This window comes from Thermostichus sp. OS-CIW-30, from assembly GCF_054060215.1.
Window position 1 is genome coordinate 1 of sequence record NZ_JBSSCZ010000041.1, and the last position, 13,658, is coordinate 13,658.

13 protein-coding genes are annotated in these 13,658 nt (G+C 58.8%); 6 read left to right on the forward strand and 7 right to left on the reverse strand.

From position 1 onward, the window contains the following. Positions 1 to 461: 461 nt before the first annotated feature. Entirely contained in the window at positions 462 to 803 is a 342-nt protein-coding gene (locus tag ACVWZF_RS13695) for a helix-turn-helix domain-containing protein (protein ID WP_083757654.1), read from the reverse strand. Here ACVWZF_RS13695 and ACVWZF_RS13700 point away from each other — a divergent pair. After that, entirely contained in the window at positions 754 to 2,070 is a 1,317-nt protein-coding gene (locus ACVWZF_RS13700) for a competence/damage-inducible protein A (RefSeq protein ID WP_011433836.1), read from the forward strand. The two genes, ACVWZF_RS13695 and ACVWZF_RS13700, sit on opposite strands and share 50 nt — an antisense overlap. Positions 2,071 to 2,139: 69 nt before the next feature. Further along, positions 2,140 to 4,293, forward strand: coding sequence for a M48 family metalloprotease (locus ACVWZF_RS13705; RefSeq protein WP_457411683.1), 2,154 nt, complete (start codon positions 2,140 to 2,142; stop codon positions 4,291 to 4,293). Between the two features lie 30 nt (positions 4,294 to 4,323). On the opposite strand, the gene typA is transcribed toward ACVWZF_RS13705, so the two are convergent. The 4 genes from typA to glpX all read right to left on the reverse strand — a co-directional run bounded on the left by typA (position 4,324) and on the right by glpX (position 9,190). After that, on the reverse strand, positions 4,324 to 6,141 hold the full coding sequence (typA, locus tag ACVWZF_RS13710) for a translational GTPase TypA (RefSeq protein WP_457411686.1): 1,818 nt from the start codon (positions 6,139 to 6,141) through the stop codon (positions 4,324 to 4,326). 168 nt (positions 6,142 to 6,309) lie between these two features. Beyond that, positions 6,310 to 6,417, reverse strand: a complete 108-nt coding sequence (gene psb30, locus ACVWZF_RS13715; protein ID WP_011433833.1) for a photosystem II reaction center protein Ycf12/Psb30 — start codon at positions 6,415 to 6,417, stop codon at positions 6,310 to 6,312. Positions 6,418 to 6,524: 107 nt separating this feature from the next. Next, on the reverse strand, positions 6,525 to 7,820 hold the full coding sequence (locus tag ACVWZF_RS13720; protein WP_414342169.1) for a glutamyl-tRNA reductase: 1,296 nt from the start codon (positions 7,818 to 7,820) through the stop codon (positions 6,525 to 6,527). 326 nt (positions 7,821 to 8,146) lie between these two features. After that, complete coding sequence (gene glpX, locus ACVWZF_RS13725; protein WP_011433831.1) at positions 8,147 to 9,190, reverse strand: class II fructose-bisphosphatase; 1,044 nt, start codon at positions 9,188 to 9,190, stop codon at positions 8,147 to 8,149. A gap of 258 nt (positions 9,191 to 9,448) precedes the next feature. On the opposite strand from glpX, the gene ACVWZF_RS13730 reads away from it, so the two are divergent. Beyond that, positions 9,449 to 9,724, forward strand: coding sequence for a DUF1830 domain-containing protein (locus tag ACVWZF_RS13730; protein ID WP_414522651.1), 276 nt, complete (start codon positions 9,449 to 9,451; stop codon positions 9,722 to 9,724). A gap of 73 nt (positions 9,725 to 9,797) precedes the next feature. Here the strand turns inward: ACVWZF_RS13730 and ACVWZF_RS13735 are convergent, their stop codons facing one another. Next, complete coding sequence (locus ACVWZF_RS13735; RefSeq protein WP_457411688.1) at positions 9,798 to 10,064, reverse strand: hypothetical protein; 267 nt, start codon at positions 10,062 to 10,064, stop codon at positions 9,798 to 9,800. Between the two features lie 160 nt (positions 10,065 to 10,224). Here ACVWZF_RS13735 and ACVWZF_RS13740 point away from each other — a divergent pair, with 160 nt between their 5' ends. Further along, positions 10,225 to 10,833, forward strand: a complete 609-nt coding sequence (locus ACVWZF_RS13740; protein WP_011433828.1) for a peroxiredoxin — start codon at positions 10,225 to 10,227, stop codon at positions 10,831 to 10,833. Positions 10,834 to 11,067: 234 nt separating this feature from the next. On the opposite strand, the gene ACVWZF_RS13745 is transcribed toward ACVWZF_RS13740, so the two are convergent. After that, on the reverse strand, positions 11,068 to 11,493 hold the full coding sequence (locus ACVWZF_RS13745; protein WP_457385725.1) for a photosystem I reaction center subunit II PsaD: 426 nt from the start codon (positions 11,491 to 11,493) through the stop codon (positions 11,068 to 11,070). 243 nt (positions 11,494 to 11,736) lie between these two features. Here ACVWZF_RS13745 and ACVWZF_RS13750 point away from each other — a divergent pair, with 243 nt between their 5' ends. After that, positions 11,737 to 12,600 (forward strand): arginase family protein, encoded by an 864-nt coding sequence (locus ACVWZF_RS13750; protein WP_011433826.1) that lies wholly within the window; start codon positions 11,737 to 11,739, stop codon positions 12,598 to 12,600. Positions 12,601 to 12,931: 331 nt separating this feature from the next. Beyond that, positions 12,932 to 13,567: a class I SAM-dependent methyltransferase gene (locus tag ACVWZF_RS13755; protein ID WP_011433825.1), complete on the forward strand. Its 636-nt coding sequence runs from the start codon at positions 12,932 to 12,934 to the stop codon at positions 13,565 to 13,567. The last annotated feature ends 91 nt before the right edge of the window (positions 13,568 to 13,658 follow it).

A 13,658-nucleotide genomic window follows, 5' to 3' on the forward strand; every position in this document is an offset into this window, starting at 1 on the left:
TCGGAAGCAGGAACCCGCCGAGACGACTGCGCAAGGAGCCATCCATGCGTAGCGTGGTAGGAATCTCCGGCCTAAAGGCCGGGGAGGATGTCAATGCTTGTTTCCCGTACTGCTCAGCCACAGCCTCTGGCCGTTCCTGGAACGCACTACGCGCCCACCAGTAGCAAGCGCACCGTCTTGGCATGTAGCTGGCGCTGCTTTCTGACCGCTATCTTGGAGGTCTGAAACTTGAGCAGCAAGACAATAAACCAAGACAATAAACAATGTCAAATAATGTCAAAGAAAATGTCAAAGAAAATGTCAAAGAATAAATGTCAAAGTTGTCCACCCAGAACCTGGCCGCCTTGGCGCTCATCCCGCAAGTCTTGAATGGGCCAACGCAAACAATGACTGCCACTTTCTGGTTTGGTACGGGACTGCCTTCGCCCGATCTGGTAGAGAAGGCAAGATGTGGTGAGTAGCTACTTGCATCCAGGTGGACGCTCGCCTTCTAAAGACTTCAGAAAATCTAGGGTGCGGTTATAAACAAACCGAGCTGTTCCCAACCACTGCTGCAGCGTCTGTCGCTGTTGTGCTGTCGGATACATCTCGTCCCCCAATCTTTTTGCCGGCGCCGGAGATGGAAACTTGCCGGTTGTCTCACCGCCATTTGGAATGGCCAACTGCAAGCCCAAAATCTGGGGGCGCGCAGGGAGGCCGAGACCTCCCTGCTTGTATACTTCTCTTGCGGCTGAGCTGAGCTCGAGACCAAGCATGATCCCACCGCAAACTGCTATTCCCCAAGGGGCTGAGATCCTCTGCATCGGCACAGAATTGCTTTTGGGAGAGATCACCAATACCAATGCCCAGTACTTGGCAGCCGAGTTGGCGCAACTGGGGATCCCCCACTATTACCAAACGGTGGTGGGGGATAACGAGGCCCGCATTCACCACGCGCTGGAGGTGGCCTGTGGTCGTTCCAGCTTGATTCTGATCACCGGGGGTTTGGGGCCGACGCCGGACGATCTCACCCATGAGGCGCTGGCTTCCTTTTTTGGGGCGGAGATGGTGGAGCACCCCCAAGTGTGGGAAGAGATCCTGCAAAAGTACGGGCAGCGGGGCCTTGTGCCCTCGCCGAGCAATCGCAAGCAGGCTTTTCTGCCCCGGGGAGCGAGGGTGTTGCCCAACCCGCTGGGCAGCGCCTGTGGCCTCATCTGGCAGCCCCGGCCCGACCTGCACATTCTCACCTTCCCTGGGGTGCCGCGGGAGATGCAACACATGTGGCGGGAGACCGCCGTGCCTTATCTGCGCTCCATCGGCTGGGGAAAAGAGGTGTTCTACAGCCGGGTACTGCGCTATTGGGGCATTCCCGAATCGACGCTGGCCGAACGGCTGGGATCCCTGTTGGCGGGGGAAAACCCTACGGTGGCTCCCTACGCCAGCCAGGGGGAGGTACGCCTGCGGGTTACCGGACGTGCTCCCAGTCGTGAAGAGGCCCAAGCCTTGATCGCCCCGGTGGTGGAGCAGATTTTACAGATTTCTGGAGAAGACTACTTCGGCAGCGATGACGCCACCTTGGCCGGTGTGGTGGGGGAGCTGTTGCTGCAACGGGGTCAAACTCTGGCGGTGGCAGAATCCTGCACCGGCGGGCTGCTGGGGCAGTTGGTGACCGGGATCCCGGGCAGCTCCCGCTATTTTGTGGGGGGGATCGTGGCCTACGACAACCGCATCAAGGAGCAGCTTTTACAGGTGAATCCGGAAACCCTGCGACAGCACGGGGCCGTGAGCGAGGCGGTGGCCGCCCAAATGGCGCTGGGGGCCAAGCAAGTCCTGGGCTCCAACTGGGCCTTGAGCATCACCGGCATTGCCGGGCCAGAGGGAGGCACCGCCACCAAGCCAGTCGGTCTTGTGTATCTGGGTTTGGCGGATCCGCAAGGGAAGGTGGAAGTACACGAGTACCGGTTTGGCAGCCTGCGCGGCAGAGAGGGGGTGCGTTGGTGGAGCGCCCAAACGGCTCTGGATCGCTTGCGGCGGCGCTTGCTCCACCACCCCCTTCAGGGGGGATCCGGTCTCTCAGGGTTGGATCCCTGAGTAAGCTGGGGGAGCAGATGGATCCAACCGATCTCCAGAAGCAGACCCTACCAGGCAAGGAGCAAGCCGATGATCCCCGATGCCGTCCAGGCGGGCAAGGAAGCCCTGCGGCAGGGCCGCCTTCAAGAGGCCATCCAACTTTTTGAAGGCTACCTGGCCCAATCCCGTCAGCAGGACAAAGCATTAGGGATCCCGGCAGACTCATCTGACGGCGAAGCCCTGGAAGCCCAAATGAACCTGGTGCGGGCCTACCACCAGTTGGGCCAGACGGAGAAGGCACGGTCCCTCTGCCTAGAGCTGCTGCAACACCCCAACCCCCAGGCGCAAGGCTGGGCCAAGAAGATCTTGCTTCGCCTGCCCACTGCAACAGAGTCCCTGGCTGCTCCGTCCGCCAAACCTGTCGAACCGCGTTCTGCTCCCCCAGAGGAGCCGTCTCCTGGAGCGGGATCCCTGTCCACCCGTCAACGGGCCGCCCAACTGGGTATGAAGATCCCCCTGCCGGAGCGGGCCGGCCCCCTGCATTGGGCCAAGTGGGGATCCCTGGGGGTGGGCATTGTCTTCCTTTGGTGGCTGAGCTTTGTGTTGGTAGGCAGCCATCTGGATTTTGGCCGGCTGAGTTTTCCGCGGCAGCTTTGGTTTTTGCAGGGGTTGCTGCCCTGGCTGCGCAATGGCCTGCGGTGGTTGGTGGCCGGCAGCCTGGCGGTCAACTTTGGAGTAGGCCTTCTCTTTTTTGCCCCCTGGCTGATGGATCAGCTCCACCAACGGCTGCACAAGTTGCGTTGGGCCAGGCTTGGCGAAATCGAACGCTACAGCCCCGAAACGGCGCGCCTGCTGCAGCGCATCTGTGCCCAAAACCAGCTAAAACAGCCCCGACTGGGGGTGATCCCGGATGCTGGGCCGCTGGCCTTTGTTTACGGCACTTTTTCTGATGGCTGCCGCATTGTGGTCACCCAAGCCCTGTTGCAGCAGCTTTCTGAGGATGAGATTGCCGCCGTCTACGCCCAGGCCCTGGGGCGAATTGTTAATGGAGATATCCTGGTCATGACCCTGCTGGGATCCCCGATTCAACTGGTTTACCTGGCCCTAGAGCAGGTGAGCCAACTGGGAAGCAAACGGCGGGATCTCATCGGGCATGTGGCCCCGCTGCTCTACCTCATCTACACGGTGCTCTCCTACCCGCTGTTTTTCCTCTCCCGCCTGGGCACCTACCATGCCGACCATTTTGCTGTAGAGGCGACTGGCAACCCGAACGGGCTGATTGCTGCTCTGCTCAAATCGGCTGCTGGCCTGCAAGAGGCCCACAAAAACGACCGCCGACCTTCCTCGCTGTTGCACTGCACCCGCCTGTTCAGCTTTTTGGACTTCAAAACCATCGCCGCTGCCAGTGCTGCCGCCCGCCTCCAGGATCCCTCCCAAGCTGGCCAAGTCTTTCTTTGGGATCAAATCAACCCTTGGGCCCGCTGGATGCAGGTCAATTCCAGCCATCCGCTGCCGGGGCACCGCTTCAAGGTCTTGGCGGGATATGGAGAGCGGCTGCGCCTCCTGCCGGAGCTGAGCCTGGGATCCGGGTCCAAATTGGATGTGGCCCGCCTGCAAAGCCGGTTTTGGCTGGATCTGGCCATCTACGCAGCCGAAGTGGTCGGGATCCTCATTGGCTGGCTGGTGGGGCTGATCCTCTACCTGCTGCTGCAAAACCGTCTCGATCCCAAGGTGATCGCGGCAGCAGCGGTGGTGGGCTACGGGGTGGGCTTGTGGGCCAAAGCGGGGTTGATGTACGGGGGATCCCTGCCGGCAAGGCCGACGGATGTGCTCAGCTTGCTGGCGGATCCCGACGCGGATCCCCGCCGCGGACAATGGGTGGAGCTGGAGGGGGAGTTGGCGGGACTGGGCCCCTCCGGCTATCAACTGGGGGCAGAGCTGAAGCTGCAAGAGGCCACAGGGCTGATCCCGGTGCGCTTTACTTCCCCTTTGGGGCCGGTGGGCAATGTCTTTTCCGGCCTGAAGCGGATCCGCGCCCTGGTGGGCCGGCGCGTCAAAGTGGTGGGCTGGTTCCGCCGCGGCAATACTGCTTGGGTGGATCTGGCCTACGTCCAGGTGGGATCCAATAAGCTGCACAGCCGACCGCGCCTTTGGCTGGTTGTGTTCGGCTTGGGAGTCATCCTGCTGGGGATTTGGGGGGCGTTCTATTTCCCCAACTTGGCCTCTTACCTGCGGCGGTGGTGAGCCGGGTTCTCTTCCAGTTGGCTGAGAAAACTAGCGGCGAGAGGGCGTTAACTGTGCCTTGCGCAGGCGCACCGACTGGGGCGTGATCTCCACCAGCTCATCCTCGCCGATGTATTCCAAAGCCCGCTCCAGGGTCATCTCCACCGGCGCTTGCAAGTGCACCAGCTCCTCCCCGCCCGCAGCCCGGTGGTTGGTCAGTTGCTTGGTCTTGCAGACGTTCAACTCCAAGTCCTGGGGACGGTTGTGCTCGCCCACGATCATCCCTTTGTAAACACGGGTACCTGGGGTAATGAAAAACACACCCCGATCCTCGGCGTTTTTCAGGGCGTAGGTGGTGGCCACCCCTTCTTCAAAAGCAATCAGCACCCCGTTGCGGCGCATTTCCATCTCAGAGGTCAGGGGACGGTATTCCAAAAAGCTGTGGCTCATGATCCCCTCGCCGCGGGTGATGCGGATAAACTCCCCCCGAAAGCCGATCAGCCCTCGCGCCGGAATGACAAACTCCAGCTGAGCCCGACCATCGGATCCCACCATCATGTTCTGCATTTCTCCCCGCCGTTGCCCCAGTCGCTCGATGCAGGCCCCCACCGTCGCTTCCGGCACATCCAGCACCAAACACTCATAGGGCTCATAGGGCTGGCCGTTGACCTCGCGGAAAATTACCTTCGGTTGCCCCACCTGAAACTCATAGCCTTCCCGCCGCATGGTTTCTAGCAGGATGCCCAGGTGCAGCTCGCCTCGCCCCGACACCAAAAAGCGATCCGGCGAGTCGGTTTCTTCCACCCGCAGCGCCACGTTGGTTTCCAACTCCCGCATCAGGCGCTCCCGCAGTTGCCGCGAAGTTACAAAAGTACCCTCTTGCCCGGCGAAGGGGGAGTCGTTGACGCAGATCATCACCTGCAATGTGGGCTCGTCCACTTTGATGAGCGGCAAAGCCTGGGGATTCTCGGGAGAGGTGAGGGTATGGCCGATGTTGGCCTCGGCAAACCCCGCCACGGCGACAATGTGGCCGGCGGTGGCTTCCGTCAGCTCGATGCGCTGCAGCCCCTGAAAGCCGAACAGCTTGGTTACTTTGCCCTTGGCAATGGATCCATCCTCTTTCACCACTGCCAATGGATCCCCCAGACGGATGGTGCCGTTGTGGATCTTGCCGATCACGATCCGGCCCAGGTATTCCGAATACTCCAGCGTGGTGACCTGCAGCTGCAGGGGCTTGCCGGGATCCCCAATGGGAGGTGGGACATGCTTGAGAATGGCCTCGAAAAGAGGCTTCATATCCAGGGATCCGCTGTACTTCCCTTCCAGAAAGGCTTTGAGATGGGCTTCTTCCAGGGCAAAGCCGCGCAACCCAGAGGCAAATAGATAGGGGAAGTCGCACTGGTCTTCGTCTGCCCCCAGCTCCAAGAACAAATCCAGCACCTTGTCAATGGCTTTGTAGGGCTCGGCGCGAGGCCGATCGATCTTGTTGACCACCACAATTGGGCGTAGGCCCTTCTCCAAGGCTTTGCGCAGCACAAAGCGGGTTTGCGGCATCGGGCCTTCGTTGGCATCCACGATCAACAAGCAGCCCTCCACCATCCCCAGCACCCGCTCCACCTCGCCCCCGAAATCGGCGTGGCCAGGGGTGTCGACGATGTTGATCAAGGTTTCGCCGTAGCGGACGGCTGTGTTTTTGGCCAAGATGGTAATGCCCCGCTCCCGCTCCAGCGTGTTGGAGTCCATCACACAGGTGGGAATGTCTTCCCCCTCCCGAAAGATGCCCGCCTGGCGTAACAGGGCATCCACAAGGGTAGTTTTGCCGTGGTCGACGTGGGCGATGATGGCAACGTTGCGGATGGGGAGTGACATATTAACCATTGACCAGCAGGATGTCGCCCTACAAGCAGGAGTGCCTTAGGGATTTCTTTACAACTCTAACGCAAAGGAGCGTTACGTTGCTAAACACTCCTGGCTTTGGGCTTAGCCCCAGCACTCCCAAAGGGTTATCCCGACTGCCTCAATATCCAGAGGGATCCCCTACATATCGGCGCCGCGCAGATAGAGCAGCAGGATGACCGCCGGGCCTGCCAAGACAATCAAGGCCAGCAGGGCCAACTGCACAAAAACTTCGTATTGTCCGAACATAATCCCAGATCCTGTGGCTTACGCTTTGTATCCTAAGGGGTGCCCTCCACCCCAGATGGGAGAGCTGTTACAATTCTTCAAGTCATGCGCTCTTCGCCAAGGGATCCCTAGCGCTCCTGCTGGGCTTGAAACACCACCGGATCCAGGTTGAACAGTTCCTGCAAGATCCGCATGGCTGCTCGCCGCGCCTCAATATCCCGTTTGGCCCGCAGTTGCACCATCGGGTCGTGCAGGATCTTGTTGACGATGCCGCGGGTCAAGGCGTCGATCACCTCCAGGTGCTTCTCGGCAAAGTCCTTGCCCAGGCGGGAGAGAGCTTTTTCCATCTCCTGCTCGCGGATGGACTCCACCTTGTGGCGCAGGCTGGAAATGGTGGGCACCGTCTCCAGAGAACGCCACCACTCCATGAATTGATCCACCTCCTCTTCCACTAGGGCCTCGGCAGCCAGAGCCAGCTTTTGCCGTTGGGCGCGGTTTTCTTCCACGATGCGGGAGAGGTGATCCACATTGAACACCTGTACCCCCTTCAGCTTTTCCACGTCGGGATCGATGTTGCGGGGCACAGAGATATCCACCAACAACAGCGGCTGATCTGGCTGCAGCACCCCTGCCAGTTGCTGGTAGGTGAGGATCGGCTGGGTGGCACCGGTGCTGGTGAAGACCAAGTTGGACTCGGCCACGCTGCTCAGCAGCGACTCCCAGGGCAACACCTGGATCGGCTGCTCGAATTGCTTGGCCAGGGCTTCGGCCCGCTCCAGGGAGCGGTTGACCACCGTGATATCGACTGCCCCTTTGGCCAACAGGTGCTGCACCAACAGACGGGCCATTCTCCCCGCCCCCACCACGGTAACTTTGCCCTGAGAGAGGGATCCCTGCTCTTGCAGAGCCAACTCCACCGCTGCCGAGCTGATGGACATGGCGCCGGTGCCGATCTCCGTTTCGGTACGGACGCGCTTGCCGGCAGTAATGGCTGCCTTAAAAAGGCGATTGAGGATGCGATCCATGCCGTTGCAGGCTTGGCCCAGTTGCTGGGCTTTTTTCACCTGCGAGAGGATCTGCCCTTCTCCCAGCACCAAGCTATCTAGCCCGGCAGCCACCCGCATCAGGTGGGTTACCGCATCCTGGTAAAGAAGGGTAAACAGGTGCGGACGCAGTTGGGGCAAGGGGATCCCTTTCAGCTCAGCCAAGAACTGCATCGTCTGCCGGACACCACTCTCCATTTCTGAGGTGACGATGTAGACCTCCAGCCGGTTACAGGTGCTGAGGATCGCAGCCTCCTCAATGTGGGGGTGGGCGCGAAGCTGCTGGATCGTCTCTCCCACCTCCGCCTCCGCGATGCTGAGGCGCTCCCGAATCTCTACGGGAGCTGTGCGATGGCTAAGACCGACAACCGCGATAAACATGCCTCTCCGTCGTCTGTACAGCAACAGCAAAAGTTATTAAAAACAAAAACTCTGAACAAAAGCAAATATTGTTTCAGAAAGAAGGCAAAAGCTGTAACCGATATGGGGGATCCCTTGAGTCGGTTCCAGCAAGCTTAGGTAACTTTTCTCAGCCTACCTAAACCCTAAGACCAGTATCGAACCGGTTTTGCCGGATTTTGCTGAAGAGTTATTACGTTTTCACGGGTTGGGGCTTGATAGATTTCGTAACTTTCCCAAAAAGGCAAGGGCGACCTCCAGCAGGGGAAAGCCGCCCCGATCTCCGAGGATGTTGGGTAGGGGATCCCTTAGCGCAGTTGCAGGCCGCGGGGCTGCTGGCCATCTTTCATGTGGATGGTATCCACAAAGCGCACCGTGCGGGATTGGCTGGAAATCACCAAGGTCTCGGTGCGGGCCCCACCCCCAAAGAAACGTACCCCGCGCATCAAGTCACCATCGGTGATCCCGGTGGCAGCAAAGAGGACTTCCTTGCCACTGGCCAGCTCCTCACACTCCCACACCTTGTCGGGATCCTCAATGCCTTTTTCTTTGAGTTCCCGTCGCGTTTCCTCCACAGGCGGCAGGTAAGTGCCCGCCTGAACTACTTCGGGATCGTAGATCAGCCGACCTTGGAAGTGGGCGCCCAAGCACCGCAGAGCAGCTGCCGAGATCACTCCCTCAGGAGCAGCCCCGATCCCCATCAGGGCATGAATGCCGGTGCCATTGAAGCCTGCCGAGAGAGCCGCCGAGATATCGCCATCGGTGATCAGCTTCACCCGTGCCCCCGCCTCTCGAATTTGGCGAATCAGATCGAGGTGGCGCTTGCGATCCATGACCACCACCGTCAGATCGGAGATCTCCCGATCCAGGCTTTCGGCGATGATCTTGAGATTTTTCTCTGGCGGATAGTCGATGTGCACCTTGCCCTTGGCCTGGGGCGGAGCTGCCAGCTTCTGCATGTAGATGTCCGGGGCATGGAGAAGGCCGCCTTTCTCGGAGATGGCCAGCACCGCCATAGAGCCGTTTTGGCCTTTGGCCACCAGGTTGGTGCCCTCGCAGGGATCCACAGCGATGTCAATCTCCACCAGCTCTTCCACACGGCAGAACTGCTCAGCATCCGGGCGGGTACAGATGCCCACTTCTTCGCCGATGTAGAGCATGGGGGCCTCATCGCGGGTTCCTTCCCCGATGACGATGCGACCGCGCATAGGGATCTGGTTGAGTTTCTCCCGCATGGCCTCTACAGCCACCTGGTCGGCGGTCTTGTTGTCCCCTTTGCCCATCCAGCGGGCGGCGGCAATGGCAGCCTGCTCCACGACTTCGATGATCTCTAGCCCCAACTTGTTGTCCACGATGTGCCCCCTTGCTGATCTCGGAATGGTGAAGGCCAACTTAAGGATATCTTCAGACTCTTCCCCTCAGTTTACCAGGGCAGGCTTCTCCTCGGGATCCCATTCTCTCAACCCCAATAAGCTGAGAGAACAAATCTCCCAAAGCCAGTCAGGAAGAGCGATCCCCGTCCTGGCGGCTTACTATTGCCGCTTGGGGATCAGGGATGGTAGCCTATTTTAAGGGCAATAAGTTTTTCTTAAAACCATTAAAAAAACGCAATGAAAAGATACGCTTTTGTCAACCGTTCCGGACAGGTTCAGGTGATCCGCACGATCCCCGGCCACTGGGAGCGCACCCTCTTCCCCGGCCAGCAGGCGATCTTTGAGGCGGAGCCGGACGACTATCTGGAAGTTTACAGTTGCTGCTGCTCCACCGCCATCCTGGAAGAGCGCCGCCCCTGTCGCCATCTGGTGGATTCTTCCTCGCCTGAGGTTGACCTCTACCTGTGGTCATCTTCGCAACGGGGAACTCTGGCGGATGCGTTGAACGGTTGACACGCTCCACCGGCTTGCTTCCACGCGGCAGTAGAAGGTGTCTTGGCAAGAGGACTCGGCTTGCCCAAGATAACTAGGTTGGGGATCGCTTCTCCTGAGGCCGATCCCCGAGTTTTTCAGAGGGCGGACGCGGCTCTGGAGAAGGGGCATCGGGGGGACGGGTCAGGCAACTGCCCCGCGCAGCATTGCGAAAGGTATCGATGCGCTCCACGCAATTTTGATGGCCGCAATAGGGGCAATACAGGCGATCCCCAGGTTGGGGCTCCACATCGGCCTGGCTCCACCACCGCCGACAGCGGTCACAACAAAAGTGATAGAGGAACTCCAGCGCCACTCTCATGGGATCCCTTGCAGAGCTGAGCCGATCAGCATGGAAAAATGGGCATTATCCGGATCCCGGCAGTTGGGATCCGTCGCTATCTATTTAAGGCAGAGTCATTATGAGTATGGTATGTTAGGTTTGGTTTACATTTGCACTTTACCGCAAGGAGCGTTGATTTATGTCTCAGGAAGGATGCCTGCGAGTGGGGCAGCCCGCTCCCGATTTTTCCGCCACCGCCGTCTATGACATGGAATTCAAGACGGTGAAGCTCTCCGACTACAGGGGTAAGAAGTATGTGGTGTTGTTTTTCTACCCCTTGGACTTCACCTTTGTCTGCCCAACGGAGATCACGGCCTTCAGCGACCGCTATGACGACTTTGCCAAGCTGGATACCGAGATCCTGGGCGTCTCGGTGGACAGCGAATACTCTCACTTGGCCTGGATCCAGACCGACCGCAAAGCCGGAGGGGTGGGCGAGCTGAGGTATCCTCTGGTCTCTGACCTGAAAAAGGAGATCAGCGCTGCCTACAATGTTCTGGATCCGGAGGCCGGTGTGGCGCTGCGCGGCCTGTTCATCATCGACAAAGAAGGGATCATCCAGCACGCCACCATTAACAACCTGGCCTTTGGCCGCAGTGTGGATGAAACCTTGCGCACCCTGCAAGCTATCCAATACGTGCAATCTCACCCCGATGAAGTTTGCCCGGCCAACTGGCAGCCCGGCCAGAAAACCATGCACCCCGACCCAGTGAAATCCAAGGAGTTCTTCGCGGCGATTGCCAAGTAGTCTGGCCCAGATCCTGCCTCAGGGATCCCGGGCTTTTTCGGGTATGGCTCCAGCCCCGGGTGGGCTGGGGCTTTTCTTCGCCAGGGGCAGCCCGACTCTTCCCAAAAGGGACAAGCAACAGCAGAGGGGCTGGGGGTGAGGGCCGTCGGCAACCGCTCCAGAACCAGGTGCCCGCGAACAAATAAAGATCCCCTGAATTGACCAGGGGATCCGACAAGACAAGGGCCGCTGGACTTAGTCCCAGGGTTTCCCGCCGGTGAACTTGTAGGTAATCGGCTCCTTGTTTTTGCCGATGTTGCGATCCACTTTGCCGATGGGCTCGCGGCCTTCGTTGACCTTCTCAGGAAAAACGCCATCTTTGGGATGCACCAACACAGGCTCTCCACCCGCCGGAATGCGGAAGATCTGGTAGTCGTTGATCTTGTAGTCGGATCTCAACTGGGCACCCAGCGCCAAACACTGCTCTTTGCGGGCAAAGGTGAGAAAGTTTTTGCCTTCCACCATTTCGGCAGCGCCGCCGGTGGGCATTTCAAACACCTGCCCCGGCTTGCCCGTCCAGGTAATGACGTATTTTTCTTCGGTTTCGGCTGCGCTCAACAGCCCTCCGGTGGATCCCCCAAATAGAGGCAGCTTTGCTCCCTGACGAGGATCGCCTTCCATCACAGCCATAGTCTACCTTTCTCAACTCGTTGTGGTTTGCGGTGGTTTGCCTTGTCCAAACCGCGGTTTGCGGCGCGAAGCACTTTGAATCTACCACTGACTCGATTTTTGGCCCCAGTTCCGCCTGGGAACTGTAATCTTTCGTAGCAGACTGGCTGGCCCTCAGACGGATCCCTGGGCGCCCTGTAGGCCACCATAGAACAAGCCGGAGACCCACAGCTTTCTGGAAAAGGAACAGCGCCCATGGCCCAGTGGTCCCTCCATCCCAGCTCGCAATCCAACGCTAGGGTCATTCTCATTCCCACCGCCTTTGGCCACGATACTCAGGCTCCGATGGCCATTCTCAATGCCGGTTCGGAGCTGTGTGCCTTCGAGCCGAGGTTGGGGATCGATGTGGATAAGCTGGCGGTGGCGCAGTTGCCGGGGCTGGTGGATGAGCCTCCCTACGGCATGTGTGAGGCGGCGGTGGCTCAAGCTTGGAGACGACAACAATGGCCGGTGCTGTTGCCCTCAGTCTTGGCTGCCAGTTGGGGGGCCATTCGTGCCCTTTGGAAGCACTACCCAACTCTGAGTGTGGTGCATTGCAGCGCCCATGCCAATCTGATGCCGCCGCCGGAGATGAGCCAGCCGGATCAAGATACAAGCTATGGCAGTGCTGCCTGGGTGGAGTTGCTCTACCAGCACATGCTGCCGGTGATCCATGTGGGGTTGCGCAGCGGCAGTGCGCGCGCCTACGCATGGCTGAAAGCCCACCACAGCCCAATATTCTGGGCCCAAGATGGCTGGGATCCCCAGCAGGTGGTGGCCTCTTTGCCGGATCAACCGGTGTTTTTGGTGGTGGACTGCAGTGTGCTGGATCCTTCCTTAGCGCCCGCGGTGCATCACCCAGAGCCAGGGGGGGTGAGTTGGCCGCAACTGTTGCAGACCTGTGAGGCCATCTTTGCCGCTCGTCCTGTGGTTGGCCTTTCACTGGGAGGGGTGGCGGTGGGATCCGCAACACGGCAAACTGCTCGCGTGGTGGCCCGCCTGCTCAATTGGTTGCTGGCCTGCTATGCCCTTCACTCCCTGAAGGTGACCGCTCAACCGCAACCTGTCCAGACGGTTTAAGCTGCTCAGGTCTGAACATTCATTTGGGATGGTCGAATGAACCTGATACATTCACGCTGAACTCTCCTGAACATGGTTCAGGAAAGAAGCGATCGCATCCTGCCTATCTCTGTTCGCGTCAGCGGGACGGAGTCCAAACAGGAAGGCGGTATCCCGCAAAGCCCTGAGGAATACCCCCCGAGCGCTTTCCCCCTTCACTTCCCGGCAACCGTTGCGGTGGACTCAAGGATCAGGGGGAAACTTGGTCTACTATATCCCTCTCAATGACTTTTGCCAAACCGCCTAAAGCTCAGTAAATTCAGCAAAGTTCAGGGTTTTGGGGGTTAGAGGCATGCTCTATCGCCGAATAATCTTCCCGCGGCTGTTGGATTTAGCTCTCTCGGGGGAAGGGATGGAGCGCTATCGGCGGCAGCTTCTGGCTCATGTGCAGGGATCCGTTCTGGAGATTGGTTTTGGCACCGGCCTCAACCTATCCTGCTACCCAGAGCACATTCGAAAGATCACAGGGGTAGATCCCAATCCCGGCATGGGATCCCTGGCTCGTCGGCGCATTGCCTCTTCTCCCATCGCCGTTGATTGGCAGGTGGCGGATGCCCAGAAACTGCCTTTTCCAAGCCAGAGTTTTGATAGCGTGGTTAGCACCTGGACATTGTGCAGCATTCCTAATGTGGCCAAGGCTTTGAGAGAGATCAGGCGGGTGTTGCGAGCAGGGGGAAAGCTGTTTTTTCTCGAACACGGCCTCAGCGAGGATCCCCAGGTGCAAAGATGGCAAAATTGTCTTAACCCTATACAAAAGGTAATCGCAGATGGCTGCAACCTAAACCGAGATATGGCTCGGTTGATCCAGGGAGCGGGGTTTCGGTTTGAGCAACTGGAGCGGTTTTATATGCCTGACCAGCCGAGATTCATTGGCTACACCTATCAAGGCATGGCGCTTCCCGCCGCGGAAGGAAACTTCCAGTTCTAGGTCGTGTTGATCTTATGTTAGGATAGAGGGAATAATTTATAGAGGAAAGAGGATGAAGTTGGTTTTTTTAGATGAAAACAAATGGCAGAAG